General features: G+C 46.5%; 23 protein-coding genes and 1 pseudogene. 5 read left to right on the top strand and 19 right to left on the bottom strand.

Annotated elements, in window-relative coordinates; translation table 11 throughout:
* Positions 1-3: 3 nt before the first annotated feature.
* The 6 genes from DHU66_RS04525 to DHU66_RS04500 all read right to left on the bottom strand — a co-directional run bounded on the left by DHU66_RS04525 (position 4) and on the right by DHU66_RS04500 (position 7,487).
* Positions 4-420: a PTS sugar transporter subunit IIA domain-containing protein gene (locus DHU66_RS04525; RefSeq protein WP_108774695.1), complete on the bottom strand. Its 417-nt coding sequence runs from the start codon at positions 418-420 to the stop codon at positions 4-6.
* Positions 421-422: 2 nt separating this feature from the next.
* Positions 423-3,056, bottom strand: a complete 2,634-nt coding sequence (locus tag DHU66_RS04520; protein WP_167836255.1) for a PRD domain-containing protein — start codon at positions 3,054-3,056, stop codon at positions 423-425.
* Between the two features lie 399 nt (positions 3,057-3,455).
* Positions 3,456-4,322, bottom strand: a complete 867-nt coding sequence (locus DHU66_RS04515; RefSeq protein WP_108774693.1) for an NAD(P)/FAD-dependent oxidoreductase — start codon at positions 4,320-4,322, stop codon at positions 3,456-3,458.
* A gap of 105 nt (positions 4,323-4,427) precedes the next feature.
* Positions 4,428-5,174 carry a carboxymuconolactone decarboxylase family protein gene (locus DHU66_RS04510; protein ID WP_108774692.1) on the bottom strand — a complete coding sequence of 249 codons (747 nt, stop codon included), beginning with the start codon at positions 5,172-5,174 and terminating at the stop codon, positions 4,428-4,430.
* A 19-nt stretch (positions 5,175-5,193) separates the two neighbouring features.
* A complete protein-coding gene (locus DHU66_RS04505) occupies positions 5,194-6,099 on the bottom strand; it encodes a LysR family transcriptional regulator (protein WP_108774691.1) in 906 nt (301 codons plus the stop codon).
* 20 nt (positions 6,100-6,119) lie between these two features.
* On the bottom strand, positions 6,120-7,487 hold the full coding sequence (locus tag DHU66_RS04500) for an MATE family efflux transporter (RefSeq protein WP_108774690.1): 1,368 nt from the start codon (positions 7,485-7,487) through the stop codon (positions 6,120-6,122).
* Positions 7,488-7,983: 496 nt separating this feature from the next.
* Here DHU66_RS04500 and DHU66_RS12015 point away from each other — a divergent pair, with 496 nt between their 5' ends.
* Positions 7,984-8,178: a hypothetical protein gene (locus DHU66_RS12015; protein ID WP_135358300.1), complete on the top strand. Its 195-nt coding sequence runs from the start codon at positions 7,984-7,986 to the stop codon at positions 8,176-8,178.
* Between the two features lie 85 nt (positions 8,179-8,263).
* Positions 8,264-9,472 (top strand): CapA family protein, encoded by a 1,209-nt coding sequence (locus DHU66_RS04490; protein ID WP_108774688.1) that lies wholly within the window; start codon positions 8,264-8,266, stop codon positions 9,470-9,472.
* Positions 9,473-9,559: 87 nt separating this feature from the next.
* On the opposite strand, the gene DHU66_RS04485 is transcribed toward DHU66_RS04490, so the two are convergent.
* From DHU66_RS04485 to DHU66_RS04470, 4 genes and pseudogenes are all read right to left on the bottom strand, one after another.
* Positions 9,560-10,102 (bottom strand): glutathione peroxidase, encoded by a 543-nt coding sequence (locus tag DHU66_RS04485; RefSeq protein WP_245309386.1) that lies wholly within the window; start codon positions 10,100-10,102, stop codon positions 9,560-9,562.
* Between the two features lie 57 nt (positions 10,103-10,159).
* Positions 10,160-10,702, bottom strand: coding sequence for a glutathione peroxidase (locus DHU66_RS04480; RefSeq protein WP_108774687.1), 543 nt, complete (start codon positions 10,700-10,702; stop codon positions 10,160-10,162).
* Positions 10,703-10,810: 108 nt separating this feature from the next.
* A pseudogene (locus DHU66_RS04475) lies at positions 10,811-11,293 on the bottom strand (GNAT family N-acetyltransferase).
* Between the two features lie 431 nt (positions 11,294-11,724).
* Positions 11,725-13,110, bottom strand: a complete 1,386-nt coding sequence (locus DHU66_RS04470; RefSeq protein WP_108774686.1) for a transposase — start codon at positions 13,108-13,110, stop codon at positions 11,725-11,727.
* Between the two features lie 166 nt (positions 13,111-13,276).
* Here DHU66_RS04470 and DHU66_RS12625 point away from each other — a divergent pair, with 166 nt between their 5' ends.
* Positions 13,277-13,402, top strand: a complete 126-nt coding sequence (locus DHU66_RS12625; protein WP_108774931.1) for a transposase — start codon at positions 13,277-13,279, stop codon at positions 13,400-13,402.
* 419 nt (positions 13,403-13,821) lie between these two features.
* Here DHU66_RS12625 and DHU66_RS04460 read toward each other — a convergent pair whose 3' ends face one another.
* The 5 genes from DHU66_RS04460 to DHU66_RS04440 form a co-directional block, all read right to left on the bottom strand.
* Entirely contained in the window at positions 13,822-14,775 is a 954-nt protein-coding gene (locus DHU66_RS04460) for an ABC transporter ATP-binding protein (protein WP_108774685.1), read from the bottom strand.
* A complete protein-coding gene (locus DHU66_RS04455; protein WP_108774684.1) occupies positions 14,762-15,865 on the bottom strand; it encodes an ABC transporter ATP-binding protein in 1,104 nt (367 codons plus the stop codon). Before DHU66_RS04455 ends, DHU66_RS04460 begins: the two co-directional genes overlap by 14 nt.
* Positions 15,866-15,876: 11 nt before the next feature.
* Positions 15,877-16,914, bottom strand: a complete 1,038-nt coding sequence (locus DHU66_RS04450; RefSeq protein WP_108774683.1) for an ABC transporter permease — start codon at positions 16,912-16,914, stop codon at positions 15,877-15,879.
* A 3-nt stretch (positions 16,915-16,917) separates the two neighbouring features.
* A complete protein-coding gene (locus DHU66_RS04445; RefSeq protein ID WP_108774682.1) occupies positions 16,918-17,853 on the bottom strand; it encodes an ABC transporter permease in 936 nt (311 codons plus the stop codon).
* A 75-nt stretch (positions 17,854-17,928) separates the two neighbouring features.
* On the bottom strand, positions 17,929-19,566 hold the full coding sequence (locus tag DHU66_RS04440; RefSeq protein ID WP_108774681.1) for a peptide ABC transporter substrate-binding protein: 1,638 nt from the start codon (positions 19,564-19,566) through the stop codon (positions 17,929-17,931).
* A gap of 529 nt (positions 19,567-20,095) precedes the next feature.
* Between DHU66_RS04440 and DHU66_RS12145 the strand changes: the two genes are divergently transcribed.
* Positions 20,096-20,257: a DUF6110 family protein gene (locus DHU66_RS12145; RefSeq protein ID WP_167836254.1), complete on the top strand. Its 162-nt coding sequence runs from the start codon at positions 20,096-20,098 to the stop codon at positions 20,255-20,257.
* Between the two features lie 105 nt (positions 20,258-20,362).
* Here DHU66_RS12145 and DHU66_RS04435 read toward each other — a convergent pair whose 3' ends face one another.
* The gene (locus tag DHU66_RS04435; RefSeq protein ID WP_108774680.1) at positions 20,363-21,724 is read right to left on the bottom strand and encodes an MATE family efflux transporter; all 1,362 of its coding nucleotides are present in this window, start codon (positions 21,722-21,724) and stop codon (positions 20,363-20,365) included.
* Positions 21,725-21,872: 148 nt separating this feature from the next.
* On the opposite strand from DHU66_RS04435, the gene cls reads away from it, so the two are divergent.
* Entirely contained in the window at positions 21,873-23,387 is a 1,515-nt protein-coding gene (gene cls / locus DHU66_RS04430; RefSeq protein WP_108774930.1) for a cardiolipin synthase, read from the top strand.
* Here cls and DHU66_RS04425 read toward each other — a convergent pair whose 3' ends face one another.
* From DHU66_RS04425 to DHU66_RS04415, 3 genes are all read right to left on the bottom strand, one after another.
* Positions 23,388-23,936: a histidine phosphatase family protein gene (locus tag DHU66_RS04425; protein ID WP_108774679.1), complete on the bottom strand. Its 549-nt coding sequence runs from the start codon at positions 23,934-23,936 to the stop codon at positions 23,388-23,390.
* Positions 23,937-23,940: 4 nt separating this feature from the next.
* Positions 23,941-24,285: an iron chaperone gene (locus tag DHU66_RS04420; RefSeq protein WP_108774678.1), complete on the bottom strand. Its 345-nt coding sequence runs from the start codon at positions 24,283-24,285 to the stop codon at positions 23,941-23,943.
* A gap of 94 nt (positions 24,286-24,379) precedes the next feature.
* Complete coding sequence (locus tag DHU66_RS04415) at positions 24,380-26,158, bottom strand: DUF2075 domain-containing protein (protein WP_209451738.1); 1,779 nt, start codon at positions 26,156-26,158, stop codon at positions 24,380-24,382.
* Positions 26,159-26,188 lie beyond the last annotated feature (30 nt).

Here is a 26,188-nt window from a genome sequence, read left to right as displayed (position 1 = left end):
TTTCTAGATATCCTCATCAATTCCTGTACAGTTACTAATCACGTCATTGCAATAAATCGCCTGAAATTGGGATGAAGACAATTTCTTTTTGAGATCTTCAACACTTTCATTTGTTACGATAAAATCAATTAACAGTCCCAGACTTGAATTTGTGATGAGATGAAAATCCTTGTTTTTCATTGCTTTGATAAAGCCGTTGTTGACCGATCCACCAAGCAAATCTGTAAATACAAACACTTCTTCTTTTTTCGGATCATAGTCTGCAAAGAGTTCATCAATTGCCTTTTCCAGATTGAAATCCGGCATTAAATAACAGCACAATGTTTGAATGTTTGTGGCACCGGTGATGATCTTTAGCGCAGAACAGAATCCATCCGCCAATGTTCCATGCGTTGCAATAATGATCTTTCTTTCCTTCATGGTTAATCCTCACGATTTTCTTTGCTTAAGAATGCATATAGATACTTCATTTCAGCTTCCGGGATCATAATGTTGTAATGCTGCTCCACCTGACTGAAACTCTCTTTTGCCTTTTGAATAAAATCGGAATGCTGAGAGACAAATTCTGCTGTTGCATTGTCGTGTTCAATCAGTCCGGTCTTTGTTACAAGTCGTTCAACAAGTATACAAACGTGGATATAAATTCCTACAAGTCTCTTCCCATCCAGCCTGATATTCATTTTCTGCTGCAGAATTTCTACAGATTCAGTAATGGCATCCAGCAGCGGCTTCGGATTCAGAATCGTCAGATAATTTACGATATTGATCAAGGTAAAATTTCTCCTGATGTTGAAGGTAAGCTGCTGAACACTAGCTTCATCAAGATAACCAGATAATTTGTGACTGATAAGATCAAGGTTTGATGTTGCCACAAGGCTTTCAAGGGGAATAAACGGTGCCACTGTCAGGCCCGGATCTTCGGTACCGATGATCATCAGGACATTTCCGGAATTGACAATATCGGCGATGTTTCCTTCCATCATTTTTTCAAATGGGACAATGAGAAACTCAACCGGTATTTCCCGTGGAAGTGAGTCCCTGAACAGATTCACCATTCTTTGTGATGTCTGCAGTCCGCTCTCACTGGTAAAGAGAATCATGTCGCGCTGGCGTGCCTTTACAATCGCATACTCGACTTTGTAATCCTGGTCCGCCTGATCAAATACAGCTTCGATCGAACACCCGGATTTAATCTTGTAGCCGATGGACAGCGCCATCTTGGTAGAAACATTGTTGATGATGCCAACGTTTCTGTTTCCGATAAATTCGTTATTCTGGACAATTTCTTCGAGACTTCCCATGTCGACAAGAATCACGACATCGGCATAGGAATTGATTCTGGTCAGTTTTTCCCGCAGGATATCCCTGATTTCATCAACCGTTGTATTAATTGGCATATCGATGGAATCAAACACATAACTGCCAATCAGGGAATTCACTGCAGATGCAATGGATGTGGCTGTTGAATAGCCATGGCAGATAATAATGCCAAAGATCTTATTCCGATTCAGGTCTGTATTGTAGCGGGATAGCAACAGTGACATGATGATACTGACAATATCTGGAAGCCCCGTCTCCAGATTTGTTACTGCGAGTGAGTTGATTTCATCCATGATCATTGACTCACTGACATATTCACGACGCATTGTTTCTTTTGCCGCTTTAATGAGCTCGCGATTTTCTTCTGCCCAGTGTGAGAATCTGCTCTTGTACTCGTTGTATATATAAAGCAGCTTGGCAATCAGAAAACTGAAATTCCCCGGAATATTGATGAAGTGTTTTTGGGCAATCACATTCACAATATTCATCATGGTGACTTCCATACCCTGAAGTGCTCTGTCAGAATTTGAGTTTGTTACAATCAGATCCTCACCGATGGTTGTATAGATCTCCTTGAATGCTTTGCTGATGTCGGTTTTGCTCCCCATTTTGCAAGTCTGGAGAATGATGTTGAATAATTCAAGATACTGATCAACCTCACTGCCAACCTTGTACTGGCTGCAGTCAAGGTACTCCACATTCCTGTCTGAGATTTCAATCTTTTCAAGCTGTCTATCTGGAAGATCATATGTATGGATGCGAATCCTGCCGTCCTGCATGCCACTGGATGCTTTGGCACAAGTCAGTCGGATAACTTTGGCAAGACCAACAATGTTGTCATCGAAACTTGCAGCAGCTAAAATGCGGAGAACATTACTGGAAATCTCAATGGACGCTTTGAATTTTGCTGCCTCCTTTTGAAACAGATTGACAACAATTCCTTCTCTTTCTTCCTTGGGACGTTCATCAAAATCATGAAGATGAACGGAAACAGGAATACATCTCGCAAATTCGTTATTCAGATAATCACCTGGTTTTTCATTACTGAGAAAAAGAAAATGTAATTTGCGATTGACTGCTGATTCACAATAAGTGAATACATACTTCAGCAGTTCATTGCTGACATTCTCAATATGCTGGATGATGAAGACGGTCTCACGGTCCATACGCTGCTGCAGCAGTTTTCTGGCATTGACTGAACTGCTGGGATCCTTGCTCAATTCAACCAGGATCACTTCACAATCCCGATGCAGGATACCTGAGCCAAGCTTTGACTGTCTACAGATCATCTCAGCTAATGTCTTCTTTCCGCAGCCTTCATTTCCATAGATCAGAAGAGGAAGCCCAGCTGGCGGATAGTTGAAAACCTCGATACTCTGACGAATGGCACGACGCAAGGATCCATCATATCCAATAAGCTTTTCAAAGACATTTGGGATACGGTCGCTGGTGCTCAGATAAGCAACCATGTCACTGATATCCAGAAAATCCATTTTCTTTACTGGAACCCGGTATTTTTCTTCAATTACACGCGTATTGAAGAAATAAACCGGTCTGGATTTCACTTTGAATGCGCAACCTTCTTCAACAAGCTGATTCAGATACTGGGATGCAATTGTGCGTGAAATATGCATTTCCTCAGCAATCATGTTTGTTGTGAAAGCATTGAAATCCTGCATATCAAGTTCTTTTGTCTTCTTGTTAAGATATTCTGCGATTTGGTTTTTCGTGTTCATACTGATCTCGATTACATTTTTCATTTTAGTTACCATTTTTCTTTTTCCATTTTTGTAGTCCTTTTTGCGTCACAATCCACCGCCGCTGCGTCAATATCGACACTAGATCATTTCATCGACAGATTCTATTGAACAGCATTTGTTTGTATTCTATTTGTTAACAGTAATTGTCCAGTGGATTTGAATATCCGAAGATTATCACTATCTGTAATTCGATCACACACATTTTGTAAGATTGATGTACTATCGAAAAAAGACGCAAGTTGTTATCGACTCCCAAGAGCTATTTCACAATCACCAAGCGTATCATTTACATAGCTTCTTCCTCATCTGAGGCTAAACAAAAAGGACAGAGGAATTCATCTTCTGTCCTTCGTCACAACATTGTCAGGAAGCGATTTACTTCTTTGCTGCAAGGTAATCCACCGCAGACAGAGCAGCAATATTGCCCTGACCGGCACTCTTGATGTACTGGTAAGGGCGTCCGGCAATATCACCAGCCGCAAACAGACCCGGGATGTTTGTTTTCATCTGCAGGTCTACCTTGACTGCATTGCCATCGGTCTCAAGACCCGGGACAAGCTGGCCAGGGAACTGTGCCTCACGCAGAATGAATACACAATCCACCGGATATTCACCACCGGATGTAACAAGCGCCTCTGTCTTCTTTTCACCGCGGATTTCCTTCGGCATTTCTCTGACAACTTTGACATTGTTCTTGAATTCTGGTTCATCCTTGTACAGCGGGAAGTACGTTACACTGGAGCACACTTCACCAAGGAAGTCTGCCTCAGCTTCTTCTTTCTTTGAACCGCCGATGACCGCAACATCCTTTCCTTTATATAAAGGCGCATCACACGTTGCACAATAGCTGACACCTCTGCCAAGGAACTTCTCTTCACCAGGATACGGCTTGCCGGCAACCACACCTGTTGCCAGGATGACCGTACTGGCCTCTGCCATCGTGTTGTCATCCAGCTGCAAAGTGAAGTAGTCACCCATTGCATACACACTTGTCACTCGCTTTTCGGTGATGGTGATGCCAAGCTCTTCCAGCTGCTTGTTAAAGGCAGCAGCCATCTGCTCTCCTGTCACCGACGGCAGACCAAGATAGTTCAGAATCGGATGCTTGACAACCTGCATCTTATTTGAGAGATCATGGGAGCCAAACAGTACAATGTTCTTGTTGCGGACTTTTGCTGTAATGGCAGCCTCCAAACCGGCCGGCCCAGTGCCGATCACGGCAATATCATAACGATTTTCCATATCGTAAACCTCCGTTGTTTTCACATTATACGCAGGTAAGCCATTTTTAACCAAACAGAATGCCCACGAAAAACAGCGGCACTTCGCCGCTGCATTTGTTTCTGTTTATTTCAGATGGCTGTACTGTTCCTCACTGACAGGCTCACACCACTCATTGGAAGTTTCCACGCCTGGCACTTCAATGGCAAGATGGGCCATCCAGCTGTCTCTGGCAGCGCCATGCCAGTGCTTGACTCCCGGGGCAATAGTGATCACCGTGCCAGGTTTCAACTGTACGGCATCCTTTCCCCATTCCTGATACCAGCCGGATCCTCCGACACAGATCAGGATCTGGCCGCCGCCCTGCTTTGCATGATGGATATGCCAGTTGTTGCGGCAGCCTGGCTCAAACGTAACATTTATGATTGCAAACGGCTTCTCACAGATCGTTGACAGCCAGCTTCTGCCAGAGAAATACGCTGACAAAGCATTCGGTTCTCCGATCGGAAAGAAGATCTCATTCTGGAAGGCATCTTTGTCCTCCTCTGCTTCCTCTTCCCATACTGTCTTGGCAATCGTGAAAGCTGCCCATGCCTTTGGCCAGCCGGCATAGAAGGCAATATGCGTAATGATGGCCGCAATTTCCTTTCTGGTAACACCGTGTGCTTTGGCATTGCGCAGATGATAGGCGAGCGAACTGTCCGTAATCCCGCTGGAAATCAGTGCCGTCACGGTCACAATACACCGTGTTTTGACATCGATATCGGTATTGTTCCAATCCTCGCCAAACAGAACATCATCATTAAAATGAGCAAAATCCGGTGCAAACTCCCCCAGAGCATCCCGGCCTGCTGTCTGAACAATCTTTTCCATACTCCTATTCTCTCCTTTTTTATGATGCTTCCTCAATCTGATCCTGCATGTTGTACTGTTCCTTCAGCTGTGCAATCATCTTTCTGCCAGCAAGGGACAGCGGCAGATCCTTCGGCCATACCAGAACACAGCCCTGGCACAAAGCCGGCTTCAATGGCCTGAAAACAAAGAGAGAAGGATCCAGCAGCTCGGTGATGCTGTTGACCATGATGCAGATTCCGACGCCTTCCTGCACAAGATAGGCATTGTTGACAGCGAGGTTGTCTGTACAGCGGATCTGCATCTGCGGATAATACCTGCCAAACCAGTGTTCCAGATCATTCAGCACTTCCGGACGGGATGGAACGATCAGCTCCCTGTGCAGCAGATCTGCTGCCTCAATGTCAGTTTTCCGGGCAAGCGGATCATCCGTTTTCATCAGCACTCCGCACTGCTCCGCGCTTTTCAACTGGATATAGGCATATTTTGTCAGATCCACCGGTTTCAGCAGAACTGCCATGTCAAGCAGGCCGCGCTGCAGACGCTCACTGACATCATCCGCACTTCCTGTAAACACGTTAAATTTCACACGGGGATGCGCCTTCTGGAAGTCCTTCATCATCCGCGCCACTTCCTTCATGGCCTTGAGCTCACCACAGCCGATCCCAATCGTACCCTCCAGCTGACTTTCACTGTCCTGCAGCTCCTCCTGTGTCTTATCCACAAGATCCAGGATCTGCCGTGCCCTTCTTTCCAGCAGAATGCCCTCTTCACTCAGACAGATGCCATGACTGCTGCGCACAAACAGCGTTACGCCAAGTTCCTTCTCCAGCTGGGCTATCTGCCGGCTCAGTGAAGGCTGCGAGATATGAATGACCTGCGCAGCCCTGTTCATACTCTGCTCGCGGGCAGTAATCAGGAAATACTCCAGCAGTCTCAGTTCCATTTTTCTACCTCATCTTTTTCTTATTGTATCACTGTCATTGTCTTCCACTTACCCTGCTTATAGCGCCACAGGCAGATCACAGCCCGCACACACCAGTCCATTGCCATGGCAAGCGCCACGCCAATGACACCCATTTTCATCTGCACGCCAAGCACCCAGGAGAATACAAATCTGACCAGAACTGTCGAAGCGATGGAGACAATCATATTGAAGCGCACATCGCCGGCTGCCCGCAGACCATTGGGCAGGGCACCGCCAAATGGCCAGACAGCGCCATTGAACAGATTGTGAATCAATACCAGAATAACAACCAGGTGCCTGACTTCATCCGATACCGGATAGACTCTCATAAACAGCGGTGTCAGTGCAAGAATCACCGCATTCCAGGCAACTGCAGAAACAACCGTGATTTTATTAAGCCTGCGGAAGTAATACTCCGCTGCTTCAGTATCACCAGCACCCATGCACCGTCCGATAACCGTAATATAGACAGGTCCCATGGTAATGACCATCAGAGCAGCAAGCGACCAGATGGTCTGGGCAATGCCATTGGCAGCTACCTGGGCAGTGCCAAACATTGTCGGGATGGTACTGAGAATGATTTTGACCAGCTGGAAGATGCCGTTTTCAATGCTGTTGGGAACGGCAATGCCAAGAATGCGGTGGACCATATCACCTTCAAAAGCAAAGATATGCCTGTTTTCATAATATACCGGCAGTTCCCTGTGAAAGCAGATCATGGTGACGGCAACTGCAGAGAAAAGACGGGACAGAAAGGTCGGCCAGGCAACGCCGGCAACACCTGCATGCAGGACAAAGATGCCGATGGAATTTCCGACAACATTAATGATGTTGGCCAGAATGGAGATCTTCATTGTAATCGATGTGCGGCCGATGCTGCGGCAGACAGCAGCCCCGGCATTGTAAATGCCTAATGGCAGAAAGGACAGAGCCACAATGCGCTGGTACGTAACGCAGGCTGCCATGACACCTGGTTCTACCCTGCCAAACAGCAGTGAAAGCAGCGGTCTGTTGAACAGCAGGACCAGAACCATGCACAGGCCGGATATCACGCCAGATACCATCAGCAGCTGACTGGCCGCATCATTTGACTCTTCCCGGCTGCCCTTGCCAATATACTGGCTGACTACGACTGCCCCGCCGGATGCCAGGGCTGTAAAAACATACAGGAAAAACGTCACCAGCATGTTGGTCAGCGTTACGCCAGACACTGCCTCTTCACCGGCAAAGCTCACCATAAAGGCATCTGCAATTCCCACCAGGGAAACAAGCAGCTGTTCCCCCAGGAACGGCAGAATCAGATGCTTCAGATCACGGTCTGTAAACAATTCCCTGCCTCTTTTTGTATTCTTCACTGCTTCTGTCATTTCTGCATCACCATTCCTTTTCCTTGCAGAAAAAGAATAGCACTCAGTCAAAATTATCAGAAATGCTTATTGCATCATAGCGCGCTATTCAAATTATGCATGTCTTTCACAATCAGTTATATATGGACACATTACACCGCATATGACGCAAATATCAGCAGAAACAGCTATGTTTATAATAGTTGCAGTTGGCTTATTTATCATGAATTTGTTTATCCCGAGGGTTACACAATCGGAACATGTAGGTGGACAGATCATCCCTCATTAGGGATCACGCCATACACTTGTAAGATTGCCTCCCAAATGTATAGATATTAATATTAATAATGATATGAGACGCAATCCAAACTTCAAATGTCCGAACTGCGGGGCAAAACTGCATATCAGCAAACCAAAGAAACGGTTTTCCAAGGACACATATACCTGCGGCAGCTGTCATAAAACTTTTGTTGTAAAGCATAACTGGCTGCTCTTATTTATCGAATTATATATTGTGATGAAATTGCTTGTTTTCGTATCACGGGCAATTGCCGGGAAAATGGTTTTTACCAGATACGGAGAATGGATCGTATTTCTTATAGAAATCGTGCTGGCTTTTCTTCTTTCCTTTTTCGGGCCAGCTTGGGTGCAGAAGTTAAAAATCATCAAATTTGTTGAGAAAAGTGACATCTGCACGGAAGAAGATCAATAATACCGTATCCTTATTTATCCATGTGATACTTCTGTTCTTCTGTATTCCTGCTCTTTCTTATATATAATGAGCACGAGAGATCATCATGTCCAAGAAGAAAAAGAAGCGTCATCTGCGTAAAAGCATCAAGGTTTCATTACTTGCCTGTGCCTGCCTGATCACAGGCACTTTCCTGTTCAGATCATGTACAGGCAGTAATCAGAAAGAAGAAGTGGAACAGGTGGCTGCACAGCCATCTTCATCTCCTTCTTCCTCACCAGAAAGCAATACGCATTCCTTTCGTCTGTTCCTGCTGGGGGATGCCCTCACCCAGGAACAGCTTCTGGCCCAGGCACAGCAGGCAGACGGCAGCTGGGATTTCAGTATGTTTGATGACATTACAGATCAGGCCAAAGCGTACGATCTTGCCTTCTACAATCAGGAATCCGTTCTGGGTGGTGATCATCTAGGCATCAGCTACTTTCCCACCTTCAATGGTCCGCAGGCATTTGGTGATTATATGGTATCCAAAGGCTTCAATCTGGTGTCCAAGGCAAATAATCACTGTCTGGATCGAGGAGAGCAGGCTATTCATAATAGTGATGCGTACTGGAGCTCAAAAGCTGGTGTCATATCAGCAGGCACAAACGAATCCCAGGCAGAGCAGGATGCGGTTAATGTGCATGAGTGCAATGGCATTACCTATGCCTTCAATGCATGGACGTATGGCATGAATGGCAATGTATGCCCGGATGGCGAAGAATATCTGGTGAATTGTTATCGGGATGATCCGCAGAAGATGCTGAACTGGGTAAAAGAAGCAGACCAGAAAGCAGATGTCGTGATTGTCTCCATGCACTGGGGGACCGAATACATAAGCCAGCCTGACGAGGAACAATTATCCCTGGCCCAGCAGTTAGCAGATGCCGGTGCAGATATCATCATCGGCAACCATCCCCATAACATCCAGCCGGTCACCCACATCGGTGATCATGCCGTTGTCTTCTATGCACTTGGCAATGGTATTTCTTCCCAGGATACCACCATGGGCGGCACACCGGAATCCGTATTAACCGGGCTCATTGGCTCTGTTACGGTCACAAAAACAGAAACAGACGGAACTGTACAGACAAGCATCTCTGATGTACGTGCCGATGTGATCTATACAGCCCATGATGATCACTGGGGAAATATTCATGGCAGGATGTTCAAGGATCTCACGGATGAAGAACTGCCAGATCATGACACATATTATCAGGATGACATCAGTATCATTCATGCCATGGATGACAGTATTCACATTGGATTGGAATGATAAATGCCAGCATGTAGAAATTGTCCAGATCGCAAAAACAGACCACACTTCCATAAGGATATGTGGTCTGCATTTTCTGGCTCTGTCTTACAGAGTCTGCTCAATACACTTTCTGACATCGTCCATATCTTCGGTGCATTCAAACCGTTTGATGACATTGCCTTTGCGGTCAACGATAAACTTGGTGAAATTCCATTTGATATCTGATGTCTTTTTATAGTCTGGCTTCCATTCCTGTAACAGATCATCCATTAATTCTGATTCTTCACCTGTAAAGCCATGGAATGTCTGCTGTGATTTCAGATAGGTATACAGGGGCAGTTCACGGATGCCATTGACTTCACTCTTGTGGTACTGGGGAAATGTAATGTGATAGTTTTCCACACAGAAGTCATGGATATCCTTGTCTGATCCAGGTGCCTGTCCCATGAACTGGTTGCAGGGAATATCCAGCACGGTAAAGCCTTTGTTATGAAAGTCTTCCTGCATCTGCTGCAATTGCTCATACTGCCAGGTAAAGCCGCATTCCGTCGCCGTGTTGACGATCAGTAATACCTGATTGCTGAAATCCCGGAGTGACTGCTGGCTGCCATCCATGCATGGCAGACTGTATGTCTCAATCTTTTTCATTGTCTGTATCTCCAGAGCCAATCATAGCAGAATTTTATTCGTTCACAATCGTGTTTCTTACAGCAGGCTTTCAACGTATGCTCTGACATCAGCCATGTCAGCCGTCGGCTCAAACCGCTTGACGACATTGCCTTCACGATCCACCACAAACTTTGTGAAGTTCCACTTGATGTCTGTGGTTGTCATGTAGTCCGGTGCCACCTTGGACAGCAGATCATTCATTTTGTCTGCCATCGGGCCGCTGAATCCTTCAAAGCCCTTCACACTCTTGAGATAGCGGTACAGATCCAGCTGATTGTCACCATTGACATCACTCTTTTTGTACTGCGCGAAGGTTGTATGATAGTGCAGTGTGCAGAACTCATGAATCTCTTCATCACTGCCCGGTGCCTGACCATAGAACTGGTTACATGGAACATCCACAATCTCAAGCCCCTTGTCATGCAGGTCCTCATACATCTTTTCCAGCGGTTCATACTGCGGTGTAAAGCCGCAGCCTGTTGCTGTATTGACAATCAGGATGACCTTGCCCTGGAAATCTCTCAGTGACTTTGTACCGCCGTCGACGGTAGGAACAGAATAATCATATACGTTACTCATGGTAATTTTCTCCTTTGTTGATTTCTGCCATGATCATATAGTTAGTTGCATCATACTTCAAACGAGATGCTCACAGTTCCATACCAAAAGCGTATGCCAGGTTCCTGATTACCTGTCTGATCTCAACACTGCATAGTAACTCACATCGCAAAGCCACTGGTTATTGATCGCAGTACCGCGCATCGTGCCTTCATACTGCATTCCGCACTTTTTCATCACCAGGCCGGAATTTGGATTATTGCCATCATGCCTTGCCTGAATCCGATTAGCTTTTACCTGGTCGAACAGGAAATCAATGACTGCTTTGAGTGCTTCGGCTGTGATACCCTGATGTCACCACTTTCTGCCAATGCAGTAGCCGATTTCTACCATTTCTGTCTTTTCATCCAGATCAACAACCGAAATGGAGCCAATTGGTTCATTGAGATCTTTTGGTACAATTGCCCATTGGTAAAAGGAAGAATTCTGATAGGAAAAAAGCCATTCCCTAAATGTCTTCTCTGCATCATCCACACTTGTATAAGCAGGCCAGGTCAGATACTTAGTGACTTTCCTGATCAGATGCCCAGTTGTGATACATTGCCGCAGCATCCTCAATCTCAAGTCTTCTTAGCAATAGTCTTTGGTTTCTATATTACAGGTTCCACAATGATTTCATTGTTTATTCTCCATTTTCTATGCCGGGTCTCTTCTCAATGATCATCCGCAATTTTATCTAAATTATGAGTAACTTCCGGATGTGATTATCATTCCATTTCTCACATAGTATGCCTGAAGAGCTTATTCAGCACATGCATTGATGATAACTAGCTGGATTTATCGATCCAATCTGTCAGGATCCAGAAGGAAGTGAAGCTCCCCACCTAAGTCCTCGCTTACGTTCGGACTATAGATGGAGCTTCCAAAAGCTTGTGTGCTTTCAGACTTTCGTCTCCTTCAGATACGGTTGCAGCACAGTATAGCTTGCTGACGCTTGCTATACCCATCTGCACTAACTTTTGGGAGACTTATGTGCAGAACAATCAGCTGACTGCTGTACCTATTGCAGTGTTTAACTGCCATAGATCAGCTAATGTTCTGGAGCTTCCACTGCCCAGATCAGGAACTTCTGCCTGTATCTGTGGTAATGCTTTCAACAGTTCGCGAATAAAATATCGTGCTCCAATGTTGTATGACGCATTGAGATCACAATTGTACAGCTTTCCATTCATGAACTGACAAATGTCATAAGGAACTCTTTCTTCCATCCTGCCTTTATAGATGGAATGACGAATCATGGATTCTGTTTTTTCAGAACGCGGTACATCGCTGCCGCGTTTTACATTGCCAGAACCATCATACGCAAGCTTACTTGTATTCCATGCACAGACACGCGATATCCGCATGCCATAACGATGCGCTAAGCGTTCAGCCGTATTCTGCACATCACGATGTTTCCACATGACAAGCTTCTGTTTCTTTGAGCCTTTCTTCTTACCTGCCGTGTCCAGATGCTCAAACACAATTGTGTGGCAGTCATTTGCCATGGCATAGTCCACAATCGCATTGGCAATCAGGCGGGCATGGTTCAGGTTTCTGCGCTTTGCCAGATTCCAGAGTCTGCCGCTGTCATGAGATCCGTGATCGCGCTGGAAATCAGATACGCGGTGCAGCGCATTGGATACAGAGTCTTTTTCTCTGCCAAAGTTAATAAACTTCCTTGACAGGACAGTTCCCTTAGAATCCAATACACTGCACACGGCATCTGTACCAACGCCAAGATCTACCGCACATATCTTCTGTTCAAAGATCGGCGTATGATGCAGTCTGACATTCTCCTGAATCGTAAAGCGAAGCTGATAGTGTCCATTTTTCTTTTCAATGACGGGTGCGGACAGCTTTGCGTTATGCAGACGCTTTCTGCTGTTCAGATACCTGATATCTGTCTTGGAAAGACGGATTTCTCTCCATACCCAGTCATTGTTAGCATAAACCTTTACCTGAGCAGTGCGGCCAAGCTGATCCCAGGCAAACATATTGCCATTAAAGAAACACGGCATGAGATGGTCACACGTATCGATCTGCGGCATAACGCCTTCACATTCATTTTTTATCCATTGCTCGAAAAGTTTGAAATACGCGGTTACTTTGCCAATGGCATCCGCAATTGCAGCTCTTCTCAGATAAACGGGGAACTTATAAAACCGGTCATCGAAGTTATACACTGCCCGGTTGTTCTTATTGCTGTGGATCAGGCATTCAATAAGGCGCACTCTGCCTTTGCTATAAGAGATCGGCTCAACAGCGTCCCAGTTTACGCGGACTACAGGTATCAGATATTTAACAGCAGAGGCGTAATACGCGCTTGTGTTCTTAATTGCTGATTCACTGCCTTTGAAATGTAATCCGTAACTTGACGTCAGTATCATATGTTCCTCTATAGATATTATAACATATTTAGTGGTACAACATTCATAGAGGTGAAACGATATGCAATATCGTAATGGATATTACACAAATCGGCATGCGGTGTACAGATTTTAATATCATTTAGTGGTTTGTGCAAAATACAGACATCCTGTATGAGTAGATGGCATTAAGGACAAGCTCATCCAAATCAGCTATGCCATTATTGAGAATAGCTGGAAGTCTGAGATACTGGAGATTCACACGGATACGGATCATGTTCATATCCTGTTTGAAGCCATATTTCTGATCTGACACATATTTCATCAGCACCGTATCAGATACAACAGAGCAGATGATCCGTAAATATATTCAGGAACAAGGCCAAAAGAAAAATGACGCCGCTAACCCCGCCTGAGCCTACGCCACGTTGTGCAAACATTGAGGTTTTGGCTATAGACAGGGTATGCGCGGTGTTATCAATCAAAAAGCAAGGTGCTCTTTCCACACCTGCGAATACCAGTTACAATCTTAATCCGACCGTTCCATTGTTTCCTTATCAGTTTTTCAAGATATATTTTTCTTTCTATCATAGTATAACCATCCGGAATTTATTAATAATTATTGTCTTCTTTCGACTGCATATTATCATGCAAAGTTTTTTATCACAAGCAATAAAAGAACCTGCAGGGCTCATTCTGCAGGTTCCATCAAGGAGGATATGTAAGGGTAAATTATGCGTTGTAATGTTCTTTGGACCACTTGGCGAATTCTTCGTCTGTGGCCAGGACAGAATGTGTTTTGGTCAGCTGGTGAATGACACCCTTGCTGTAATCAACACCTTCTTTGTCCTTATCATAGCTCAGTGCCACTCTCTTCTTTTCCACAATAGGATTTGGATGCGGAATGGCAGATAGCAGCGATCTTGTGTACGGATGAATCGGATTGGAGAAGATTTCATCCGTCGTGCCTGTTTCGACAATGTATCCCAGGTGCATGACACCGATTCTGTCAGAGATGTATTTGACCATGGCAAGATCATGGGCAATGAACAGATATGTAATGCCCATTTCATCCTGCAGGTCCTTCATCAGGTTGACAACCTGTGCCTGAATGGAAACGTCCAGGGCGGAAATGGCTTCATCAGCAATGACCAGTTCCGGATGCATGATCAATGCTCTTGCAATACCAATACGCTGTCTCTGGCCGCCGGAGAACTGGTTCGGATAACGGGTCGCGTGTTCATGAGACAGACCGACACGGTCCAGAATCGCATAGACCTTGTTATCCAGGTCTTCCTTATCCTTATACAGGTGATGCAGCTCAAGTCCTTCGGCAATGATTTCCTTGACCTTCTTGCGCGGGTTCAGGCACGCCATCGGATCCTGGAAGATCATCTGCATATTGATTCTCAGGAAGGACTCATCCTTCTTGGACAGTTTGCCCGAGATATCATGACCGTCAAAGATAATCTTGCCGGCGGTTGGATCATACAGGCGGATGATGGCTCTGCCGGTGGTAGACTTGCCAGAGCCGGATTCACCGACAAGGCCGTATGTCTCACCACGGTAGATATCGAAGGAAATGCCATCCACAGCCTTGGTTGTATAGCTGCGGGAGATGCGGAAGTACTGCTTCAGGCCTTCCACATGCAGCAGCGGTTCCTGATTGTAATCAATTTCCGGCATAGCGTTCATCCTCCTCCTTCATCTTCTTCAGTCGATCTTTCAGCTGCTCAGGCATCTCAACCTTCGGCGCTCTCGGGTCACACAGCCATGAGGCAACTCTGTGCTTGCCGCCAACGTTGTACATCGGCGGTTCCGCCTTGTAATCAATGGCCAGCGCATACGGATTGCGCGGTGCAAAGGCATCACCCTGGATTCTTTCCAGCAGGTTCGGCGGGGTACCGGGAATGGCAAACAGACGGGTGGAATCCGTATCTGTATCCGGCATGGAAGCCAGCAGGCCCCATGTATACGGATGGCGCGGATCATAGAAAATCTCATTGACATCACCCTTCTCAATGATGCGGCCGGCATACATGACATCCACATAGTCTGCTACCTTTGCCACAACACCAAGATCATGGGTAATGTAAATAACCGAAATGTTATGTTCTTCCTGCAGCTTCTTGATCAGCTCCAGGATCTTGGCCTGAATGGTCACATCCAGTGCCGTAGTCGGCTCATCACAGATCAGGATATCCGGATTGCAGGCCAGGGCAATGGCGATGACAACACGCTGTCTCATGCCGCCGGACAGCTGATGCGGATATTCCTTGAACCGCTTCTCAGGATTCTCAATACCAACCTCCCTCAGCAGATCCAGAGCTCTCTTGCGTGCTTCTTCCTTAGACACATTCTCATGGGTTGTGATCGGCTCCATGATCTGCTTGCCAATCTGCATGGTTGGATCAAGAGACGTCATCGGATCCTGGAAGACCATGGCAATGTGCTTGCCATTGAAGCGATAACGAATTTCACGCTGAGACAGCTTGGTCAGATCGACGGTCTGCTTTTCACCCTTTTCATCCGTATACGTATAGTTGATCGTGCCGGAATCAATGCGGCCGTTGCTGGCCAGAATGCCCATGATGGTCTTGACGGTAACGGACTTGCCGGAGCCGGACTCACCAACGATGGCAATGGTCTCGCCGCGGAACAGGTCCATGCGGACACCGCGGATGGCATTGACTCTGCCGGCAGATGTTTCAAACGAGATGTTCAGATCGCGGATGGAGAGTACGCGGTCCTCTTTCTTACGTGGTACAAGTGACATACGCTTCCTCCTTATCCCTGCTTCTGGTTCGGATCGAAGGCATCACGAATGCCATCTGCGAACAGATTGAAGCTCAGCATCAGCAGAGCCAGCACGATGATCGGCGCAACCAGAATGAATGGATGCACGGTCATGGACTTGTAGCCATCAGAGATCAAAGAGCCAAGGGATGCCTGCGGAGGCTGGATGCCCAGACCTACAAAGGACAGGAAGGCTTCTGTGAAGATGGCATTGGGAATAGAGAACATGGACATGATGATCAGCTGTCCGAAGATATTGGGCATGATGTCCTTGAAGATGATGTAGAAACTCTTGGCACCCATGGTTCTGGACGCAAGGACATATTCACTTTCCTTGAGTTTCAGCATTTCAGCACGGGCAATACGTGACATGCCGATCCATCCGGTGATCATCAGGGCAAACACGATGGAGGTAATGCCGCTTGGCAGTACAAGACCAAGCAGGGTAACAACAACCAGGGTCGGAATACCATTGAGCACTTCGACAATTCTCTGCATGACCATATCAACCTTACCGCCGAAGTAGCCGGAGATCAGACCATAGGACATACCGATCACGATATCGATGATGGCTGCGGCAAAGGCAATAATCAGTGAGACTCTGGTTCCTTCCCAGACACGGGTGAACAGGTCACGGCCATTGGTATCGGTGCCAAACCAGTGATACACATTCGTGAAGCCTTTCTGTGCATAGACATTGACGCCGTTTTCCTTGCCGGCAAAGATACCGAGCTTTGCAAGGCCCTGAATACGGGGCGGCAGTGACTGCTCTGCCTGGTTGATCGCTTCACCGGAATAGCCGGAGATCATCGGACCGACAATAGCGAAGAAGATAATGATCAGAATGATGACCATGCCGACAACAGCGCCCTTGTTCTTGCAGAAGGATACCCAGACATCGTGCGCATACGATGTTGTCTTATACACCTTGTCATGAAGCTTTTCGTTCTGCTGAACAAACTGGAAATCATCTTCTGTATAATCGTCGATGACTTCATCTGTCAGAACAGGTCTGCTTGTTTCACTCATAGGTTAATTTCCTCCTTTCGCCACTCTGATGCGAGGATCAATGACGCCATAGAGTACATCAACAATGAGCATCATGATGATGTACATGGCGGAATACGTGAAGGCACACGCAATGACAACGTTATAGTCATTGGACTGAATGGCCTGCACCATTAACATACCAATGCCGGGAATGGCAAACACCTTTTCCACGACCATGGAACCTGTCAGCAGGTTGACCAGCAGCGGTCCCATAATAGTAACAAGCGGAATCAGCGTATTACGCAGGGCATGGTGGACAATCAGCGGACGTTCCTTGACGCCTTTTGCTTCAACCAGGGAAATATAATCAGATCCCAGCACATCGATCATTTCAGAACGGGTGAAACGGGAGATGTTAGCCATCGGGAACATGGCAAGTGCAATCGTAGGAAGAACACTTGATGAGAAGGGAATGGAAGTGTTGTAGAGGATCGGTGCCCACTTGAGCTTGAAGCCGATATAGAAGGCCAGCAGCAGGGCGAATACATAGGATGGAATGGAGACACCAAGAATGGAGACAACAGAGCACAGGGAATCAATCCAGCTGTTATGATGGAGTGCTGCGGCAATGCCAAGCAGAAGTCCGAGAATCGAGCCAAGCACCATGGCCTGGGCGCCAATGCGGATGGAGACGCCAAGCGGTCCCATCAGCATTGCTGTGACTGATCTGTTCTTGGTCAATACGTAGGAGACACCGAGATCTCCATGCAGCATATTGACGAGATATTTGAGGAATCGCACGAAGAATGGCTTGTCCAGGCCGTACTTGGCATACAGGGCAGCCTTCTGGGATGCTGTCAGTTTCTCATCATTGAATGGAGATCCCGGCATCAGATCCAGCATCAGGAACAGGACAAAGATGATGACCAGCAGGGTCAGGATACTGATCAGCAATCGCTTCAGTATGTATTTTGTCATAAACTATCCTTTCTAACATAGAATGGAGCGAGTTTTGTTAAACCCGCTCCATGATCGTTGTGTGATGAATGAGCCTTAAGCAGCTCTCTTCATATGACGATAGGAATCGACACCTGCGTTGTGGAACTCAATTCCTGTAACCTTCGGATTGATCATCATCGCACCGCCATTCTGATATACCGGGCAGGTTGCATAATCATCCAGCAGCATCTTCTCTGCAGCAACCAGATCAGCCCAGCGTGCCTCGGCATCAGATGCATCATCACCTGTCTCAGCCTTGTTCAGCAGCGCATTGTAATCATCATTGCTGTAAGAGCCGTTGTAACCAGCAATATCAGACTTGAACAGATCCAGATATGTCTGCGGGTCTGCATAGTCAGGACCCCATCTGGTCAGACCAATCTCATACTCATGCTTTGTCATCAGATCCAGTCTTGTCTTCTTAGGCTTGGAATCCAGATTGACAGTCAGGCCAGGCAGATTCGTCTGCAGCTGCTGCTGCAGGTTCTCAGCCACAGCCTTGCTCGCTTCAGAATCCTCGAACAACAGGGTAACTGTGACATCTCCACCCAGAGCTTCCTTAGCCTTTGCATAAGCAGCCTGCGCAGCCGTAACATCTTCCTTGATCAGTGTGCCGGCAGTATCACGATAATCCTTGCCATCCGGTCCATATGCGAATTCCTTCGGGATGAAGCCCTCTGCCGCAACAGAACCATCTTTCAGAACATCCTTGGCAATGCTGTCACGGTCAATGGCAAGCGAGATAGCCTCACGCAGATCCTTGTTCTGCAGTGTTGCATTGTCAAAGTTGTAATCAAGTCTCCATGCATATCCCTGCAGACGGGTTGTAAAGCCCTCCTGATCCTTATATGCATCAACCTGCTCACTGGCCAGCTTGACAACATCAATATTGCCAGACTGATATTCAAGCATAGCGGACTGTGTATCCTGCAGGAACTTGAAGGTTACAGTATCAACATCTGTATTGGATGCATCCCAGTAATCATCATTCTTTGTGAATGTATACTGGTTGCCTGTCTGCCAGTCTGTCATTGTATACGGACCACAGTACAGCAGATCATCAATACTCTGGGCAAAATTGTCGCCTTCAGACTCATAGAACTTCTGATTCAGCGGGAAGAAGGACGGGAATGCCATCAGTGAAAGCAGGAATCCGCACGGCTGGGTCAGATGAACAACAAATGTCTTGTCATCGGTTGCCTCAACACCAAGCTCACTCTTATCCTTGGTACCGGCAATAATATCAGCCGCATTCTCAACGCCGATCGTTGTTTCAATGAAGTTATACTCAGAAGCCAGATCAGGATCGACCAGACGCTGCCATCCATAGACAAAGTCAGAAGCAGTCACCGGATCACCATTGGACCACTTAATGCCATCACGCAGATGGAAGGTATATGTCTTGCCATCATCGCTGACATCCCAGCTCTCTGCCAGATCAGGCTGTGCCTGACCATCCGCATCCAGCTGTGCCAGTCCTGCTTCACACATTGACTGCATGATGAAGGAGTTGCCATCTGTTGCATACTCATAATCCATTGTGTTCAAATCTGCATCCATTGCGACGGTTACCGTCTTGCCGGATCCAGAAGTTCCGCTGCTGGCTGCAGCAGTACCACTGCCGCTGCCTCCGCAGCCCGCCAGCATTGCCAATGCAAGAGCCAATGCCAGTGGTTTCTTGTAAGCTGTCATTTATATTCCCCCTCTCTGGAATTAATTGCAATTTTAAGGCCATCCGTGAAAATTACAATATTAAATTTCATGATTTTTTCATAATTTGTTAACTCTATCTACACTTTTCATGTAAATTCTTACATTCGGCTATGATTTTTACTTCTAAAATCGTATTTCAGACACTTTTTTCTGTTTTTCTTCGCCAGTTTGTGCTATAGAAAAACACTTTCTGCAAAATGTGTACCTCATTATTGTCTGTTTTTCAAAAGATTTTCGATTTATGATCAGAAAATCAAAAATGCATATTTTGGTAAAACCATGGGATGTGTCACGTCAGATGCAGCACCATGTACCAAATCGCATACGTATCTGATTGCAATGTTCCCCATTGCGCTTTCATATCTGAAAGTCATCATTTCAAATTCGTGTTACTTGCAAAAAGACTGTTGAAGCCAGTACAAATGCACATTGACAAAATCTGTGTATGCGTTAAAGCAAAACTAGTTAGTTTATATATACTAACCGTATAAAAAAGGAGAATAGATTCATGAGTTCCTGGACAAATGCAAGAATGATTGCGTACGGTTTCCTGCTTGGCACTGCCGGTGTTTCGATTCTGGCCAGCAGGGATGCCAAGCAAGTTTATACGCATGTGACCGCTGCCTGCAAGCGGGGCGGCACTTCATTGATGAAGACCTTCACAGCATGACATCCCTGCTGCCAAAGCAGAAGGAAAGCATGCATGCAGGCAAGACAGCAATTGCCTGGATCCTCCTGATAAAAAGACATGTCTGAGATAAGCAGGCATGTCTTTTTAGATACGCAGTTGTGTCCATTCACCCTTCTCGAAACGGTATCTGAGAAGAACAAAGCGTGAGAATTGATCAGAAAGAACACCGAGCCAGATACCCGTCAGGCCAAGTGCAAATACGGATGTCAGCATCCATGTAACAATGGTACGGATAAGCGTCACACTGAGCAGTGAGGCAAACAGGCAGTATTTGACATCACCGGCACCGCGCAGGCAGCCGCCGTAGATGACCTGAGAGATCTGGAACAGAGCAATGACGATGATGAATCTGGAGATCAGCACACCATCTGACAGGATATCTGGGGCATTGAAAAACATGGAGAATAATGTTTTGCCGAAAAAGAAGAAGATAATGGCAACAACGATGGAGATGGCCAGACCGACATGCTGGCAGAGGCTGCCATAGATCTTTGCCAGATCTGGTTTCTTTTCACCAAGGGAGCGGCCGATCAAAGCAACCGCAGCGACCTGCATGCCATCGCCGAAGGAGAATGTCAGGCTCAGGAAATTCATACCTACCTGGTGGGCCGCAAAGGCATCGGTGCCAAGTCTTGCAGCAATGACGGCCGTTGTCATAAAGCCCACTCTCATTGCAAAGTTTTCAATCAACAGGTTATAGGCGAGATGCCAGATGGACTGCATGACGTTCAAGGAAGCACTGACCTTTTCTTTTACAATATAGGGAATCGAAACAAAAGAGTTCTTTTTGAACAGGGACTGCAGTGACATGGCAAAGGAAGCGATGGTGCCAAGCACCGTTGCCACAGCAGCACCGAACAGATGCCATTCCGGGAAACCAAAGTTGCCGTTGATCAGTAAATAATTAAAGCAAATGTTGACAAGGGAAGAAACGATATTGGTTGTCATGGCGATCTTGGTATTGCCGGCCCCGCGCTGGGCTGCGTTAATCACCATGGTCAGTACATTGAAGATCATGCCGCCCTGGATGACCCGGAAGTAGATCACAGCGGCATCATGGGTATCACTGTTGGAGCCGCAGAGTCTGATGATGGGGCTGGCAAATGCAACAGACAGGATGCTCAAAGCAATACAGACAATCACTGTAAACCACAGTGCTGTTACCAATACTTCATTAGCATTGCGCCTGTCATTCTGTCCCTTTCTTCTTGCAACCAGGGCAGAAACGGCCACATTTGTTGAAAAGAAGACTGCCAGGGTAATGAACTTTGGCTGGGTGGTCAGACCAACTGCTGCCACCGCATAGGTGCCAAGGGAGGAAACCATCATGGTGTCAATCATCCCTGCCAGAGATATAAAAAAGCTTTCAAGAACAGCGGGCCATGCCAGTTTCACTGTTTCCTGAAGCAGTTTTCTGCGGTCATATGTCTCTGTTTGTTGTTCCATCTCCTCTTCCTCCCTTTGATGCAGTAACTCTAGCAGAGATTTACCATTGTGTTTACTGTTTTTCCAAATGTTGGAAATTTGTTCTGGCAGGATGTCGTATAATAGCACCATAACGGCTCACATTATGCCGGAAAGGGCATCACTGCTTATGAAATATGTTGAGAAACTGCTGCGGCCGGCAATTCTGATTCTGGGCGGTATCGTTGAAATCGCAATTGTTCTGGGATTATTCCACTTCTTCACAAGCTTTGCATGGGTAGATCTGGTACTCAGACTGATCAGCACGGTCATTGTCATCACTGTCATTAACAATTCCCGCCACCTGTCATTTGATATGATGTGGATTCTGCTGATTCTGCTGTTCCCGCTGCCAGGAACACTGATCTACTTATTCCTGGGTGCCAATCTGGTCGCTTCCAGAACAATCTCTGCTCTTGTCAAAGAAACCAGAAAAGCCAGCTGCTGTCTGCAGCAGGATCCCAGGGCTCTTCATGATCTGCAGGCAGAAATGCCGGATCTGTCCGGTGATGTGCACTATCTCAGTGCCACTGCCGGCTTCCCGATCTATCACAATACCGGCTTTGACTATTATCCACTCGGAGATGACGGCTATCCCGTCATGCTGGAAGAGATGCGCAAAGCAGAGAAGTTCATCTTTCTGGAATACTTCATCATTGAAAGAGGTGTGATGTGGGATGGCATGCTGGAGATTCTGAAGCAGAAGGCACAGCAGGGCCTGGATGTACGGGTGATGTACGATGACATGGGTTCTCTTGCCACGCTGCCAGCTTCTTATGCAAAGCAATTGGAGCAGGAAGGCATCAAATGTGTGCGTTTCAATAAGCTCAATCCTGTCATTGGTGCAGTCATGAATCACCGGGATCACCGCAAGATCATGGTGATTGATGGTAAGACAGCTTTCTCCGGCGGTATCAACCTGGCGGATGAATATATCAACCGCATCGTAAAACACGGACACTGGAAAGATAACTGTATCCGCATCAAGGGTGAAGCTGTCTGGTCCTATACTGTTCTGTTTCTGACGAACTGGAATGCTTTGCGGCCAACGGATGAGGATTTCAGCATCTTTCACGCCCAGGCTGAACAGGGTGAAGCGGATGGCTATATTGCCGCCTATGGAGACAGCCCGTTTGACAATGAAAGCACCGGCCAGAATGTTTACATGAACATCCTGAACAATGCAAAGAAGTATGTATATATCTCTACACCCTATCTGATTATTGACACAGAACTGGAGAATGCTCTGATTCTTGCCGCAAAGCGGGGTGTGGATGTCAGAATTCTGACTCCTGGTGTTGCGGATAAAAAAACAGTCTGGTATATCACCAGATCGTTCTATCAGAATCTGATTGCGGGAGGTGTGAAGATCTATGAATACACACCCGGCTTCAATCATGCCAAGGTTTTTGTCAGCGATGATAAAGCTGCCACTGTAGGCACCATCAATCTGGATTACCGCTCTTTGTATCTGCACTTTGAAAACGGCACATATCTGTGCGGTTCAAAGAAAGTCATGAATATCAGAGATGATATGATTGCATGCTATCAGGTATCTCATCAGATGCACAAAGGCGACATTAAAGAAAACATCTTCCAGCGGATGGCTATCGGCTTCATCAAGCTGTTTGCAGCACAAATGTGATCAGAAATCGTATACAATGATCTGACCGTTTTTGATGCCATAGTTCGCAAATTCCTCATTGCTCATATCATGGAAATAGGATTCCGTGATTCTGGCAATGCCATTATGTGCGACCAGCAGATAGGTCTTATCTGTATCCTGCTTCAATTCATCCAGCAGATTATAGATACGTTGCGCCATCCGCATCATGGATTCCCCGCCAGCATAGCTGTCACAGAAGTTCCTTCTTGCCAAAGCAAATTCCCTGCTGTCACGGGCAAGACCCTCCCATCTGCCAAAGCACTGTTCGCGCAGTCTTGGCTCCACGCGTACAGGAAGACCTGTGATCTTTGCAATTTCCAAAGCTGTATCATATGCACGGCTCAATGGCGAGCACAGAATCTCATCAATATGCACCTCACCAGCATCGATTCTTCTCTTTAATTCCATGCCGGTTTCCTTCGCCTGCTGTCTTCCCTTTTCTGTCAATGGACTGTCGGTAGATCCGCAGATCTTGTTTTCCACGTTCCATACCGTCTGTCCATGGCGGACAAAATAAATCTTCCCCATACACTCACTCCTTATGATGCACACCGCACCATACCGCAATCTCTTGGATCAGATCCAGAGGCAGTGTATCATCATACGGAATCTGAATCGCACCCTTGCTGTAACGGAGATTGCGCTTTTTCAGCTCAGCAGTGAAGTATTCTACACCATCACCACCAGGATAGATACCAATGTGATGTTTCGCAGCTGCCATATGGATCAGATTGTGTTTGTCCCACCATGTAGGCATCCCCCAGGATATCTTCTCAACAGCATCTGGCAGTACCGAACGGATTGTATCTCTGACAGCATTTAGATTATCCTGTACAGCTTCATCCTGCTTTGCAATATATTCATCAATCGGGTTCAAGAGATACTTCCTCCCTCATATGTCCTGTTAATAAACACCTGCCGTTTTCAGAATCTCCTGAATCATCTTTTCAGCAGGCAAAACCGCCGCCATTTCAGGAATATCTTTTCATGGCAGGTCCTGCCGCTTTCAGCAATGCTGCTCTCAGCTCATCATCCACCGCATACAGATATAATCCCTGTACCCCTCTTGTCAGCAGCACGTTGATCTCATTGCGGATGAATTCCCTTCCAAACTGTGCCCGGCTTCCATCTGCAAGCGTGCGGAACTGGGTCGCTTTCTTATCTGCACTCTGCGAAGGATCAATGACAATTTTGCCATTTCTGTATTTTACCGAAGGGCCGAGAATGACACCCGCATAATTGAGATCAAAGCCCTGAATTGTAAAGGTGGAACCAACTTCATTAAGAGAAACAGGCTGTTCTGCCCACGACATTTCCTTCAGTTGTTTCTGCTGCTTTCTGCCATTTGCGATGCGGGGCAACTGCAGGTTCCATGGCATCTTCCAGTCGCCAATCGTGACATACCAGTAATCATCCTGTTCCGGCTTCTTTTTATCAATATAATCCCAGTCAAATGTAGCAAGAATCCTGGACAGCTTTGTATGTTCATGGCTTGCCCTTGCCCGGATTGCCTGTTCCAGTTTCTTTGGGCTGTCAAACACTCTCAGATCATAGTTTTCATCTGCCGGAATCGGATCCAGCTGCAGATGATCTGTAAAATTCCTGATCCAGTGCACCGTTTCCTGACTTCCCTGAATACGCAGCTGTTGTTTCAGCTCAAAATAGTAGCTGATGCCTTTCGAACCGATCTGATTTCTTGCCTCGGACCTGAGCCTGCTTACATAGGCAGGATCCCAGTATTCCTGCGTATGAAGGGTCTGATGTTCGTCAAACATGATGACGGTGACTTTGGTCATCCTCCTCAGATCTTCCAGCTGATTATGCCCGCGGTAGGACTGCTTGCCCTGTGTCCACAGCAGATGTGCCTCATCCACAAACACCACATCCACCGGCGGCCTGCCAATATGGTTATTGATGAAGGCTGTTGGTTTGCTCACAATTTCCCGGTCCACGCTCTTCAAAGCAAGCTTCCTGGCAATCTGCTGGTATACCTTCAACTGCTGGTCATGATTGACAATCAGATGACAGTTATATGGAGAGCCATCCGGCTTTTTTGCAGTGCACAGTTCATAGAACAGGTTGCTGTTGAGGACAGTCTTGCCAGTACCTGCTTCTCCTGAGACAAAGATCAGCTGACCGATTTCCTGGCTCTGCAAAGCTGTATCAATGATCTCCAGAATCATATCTTTATCATGTTTTTGCTCATCAGTCAGCTTATGGAAAGGGGATGCCTTGAAAATATCCGATTCTTCAATCAGCCGCTGCTCCGGAAACAAGTCTGCATTGAGATGATGCAGCTGTTTCCAGATGCGCCGGAAAATTTCATTGAATTCTTCTTCCGGGAAATACTTGTCCTGCTCATTGCCGCGCCGGTTATAGATTCTTTCCACTTTCTGCACGCCAAGCATGTAATGCATCAGACGGTTTTCCACATCCAGGGTCAATGACTTATTAAAGTGATCATGTCCGATGATGAACAGTCTGGCATTTTCATCCTGTACAAACCGGTGCTGCCAGGTATCATCCTGCTTCGCTGTCTCATAGTGCTGCATCGTTCTCTGGATGATATTATTGGACTCGCCGATATACACCTCGTAATGATCGCTGCCTTTGAGATTGTGGATATACACAGTTGGATATCGCAGGATAAATCTGGCATTCTTCTGATCCGGTCCTGTTTCCAGTTCATTTTCCAGACATTTCAGTGCCGTCTCATTATCTTTGATTTGATAGATCACCGGATTGTCCATTCCTCTCACCCCTGTGCCGCAATCGTTTGT

This window comes from Lactimicrobium massiliense, from assembly GCF_900343155.1.
GTDB classification, from domain to species: Bacteria; Bacillota_I; Bacilli_A; order Erysipelotrichales; family Erysipelotrichaceae; genus Bulleidia; species Bulleidia massiliensis.
The sequence above is the reverse complement of the archived record's forward strand: the minus strand, read 5'-3'. Positions and strand labels throughout refer to the sequence as shown.

Bases quoted from the DNA above. Each gene is read 5' to 3' on its own strand.
- DHU66_RS04525 (WP_108774695.1), bottom strand. From the start codon at position 420: ATGAAGGAAAGAAAGATCATTATTGCAACGCATGGAACATTGGCGGAT.
- DHU66_RS04520 (WP_167836255.1), bottom strand. From the start codon at position 3,056: ATGAACACGAAAAACCAAATCGCAGAATATCTTAACAAGAAGACAAAA.
- DHU66_RS04515 (WP_108774693.1), bottom strand. From the start codon at position 4,322: ATGGAAAATCGTTATGATATTGCCGTGATCGGCACTGGGCCGGCCGGT.
- DHU66_RS04510 (WP_108774692.1), bottom strand. From the start codon at position 5,174: ATGGAAAAGATTGTTCAGACAGCAGGCCGGGATGCTCTGGGGGAGTTT.
- DHU66_RS04505 (WP_108774691.1), bottom strand. From the start codon at position 6,099: ATGGAACTGAGACTGCTGGAGTATTTCCTGATTACTGCCCGCGAGCAG.
- DHU66_RS04500 (WP_108774690.1), bottom strand. From the start codon at position 7,487: ATGACAGAAGCAGTGAAGAATACAAAAAGAGGCAGGGAATTGTTTACA.
- DHU66_RS12015 (WP_135358300.1), top strand. From the start codon at position 7,984: ATGAAATTGCTTGTTTTCGTATCACGGGCAATTGCCGGGAAAATGGTT.
- DHU66_RS04490 (WP_108774688.1), top strand. From the start codon at position 8,264: ATGTCCAAGAAGAAAAAGAAGCGTCATCTGCGTAAAAGCATCAAGGTT.
- DHU66_RS04485 (WP_245309386.1), bottom strand. From the start codon at position 10,102: ATGAAAAAGATTGAGACATACAGTCTGCCATGCATGGATGGCAGCCAG.
- DHU66_RS04480 (WP_108774687.1), bottom strand. From the start codon at position 10,702: ATGAGTAACGTATATGATTATTCTGTTCCTACCGTCGACGGCGGTACA.
- DHU66_RS04470 (WP_108774686.1), bottom strand. From the start codon at position 13,110: ATGATACTGACGTCAAGTTACGGATTACATTTCAAAGGCAGTGAATCA.
- DHU66_RS04460 (WP_108774685.1), bottom strand. From the start codon at position 14,775: ATGCCGGAAATTGATTACAATCAGGAACCGCTGCTGCATGTGGAAGGC.
- DHU66_RS04455 (WP_108774684.1), bottom strand. From the start codon at position 15,865: ATGTCACTTGTACCACGTAAGAAAGAGGACCGCGTACTCTCCATCCGC.
- DHU66_RS04450 (WP_108774683.1), bottom strand. From the start codon at position 16,914: ATGAGTGAAACAAGCAGACCTGTTCTGACAGATGAAGTCATCGACGAT.
- DHU66_RS04445 (WP_108774682.1), bottom strand. From the start codon at position 17,853: ATGACAAAATACATACTGAAGCGATTGCTGATCAGTATCCTGACCCTG.
- DHU66_RS04440 (WP_108774681.1), bottom strand. From the start codon at position 19,566: ATGACAGCTTACAAGAAACCACTGGCATTGGCTCTTGCATTGGCAATG.
- DHU66_RS12145 (WP_167836254.1), top strand. From the start codon at position 20,096: ATGAGTTCCTGGACAAATGCAAGAATGATTGCGTACGGTTTCCTGCTT.
- DHU66_RS04435 (WP_108774680.1), bottom strand. From the start codon at position 21,724: ATGGAACAACAAACAGAGACATATGACCGCAGAAAACTGCTTCAGGAA.
- cls (WP_108774930.1), top strand. From the start codon at position 21,873: ATGAAATATGTTGAGAAACTGCTGCGGCCGGCAATTCTGATTCTGGGC.
- DHU66_RS04425 (WP_108774679.1), bottom strand. From the start codon at position 23,936: ATGGGGAAGATTTATTTTGTCCGCCATGGACAGACGGTATGGAACGTG.
- DHU66_RS04415 (WP_209451738.1), bottom strand. From the start codon at position 26,158: ATGGACAATCCGGTGATCTATCAAATCAAAGATAATGAGACGGCACTG.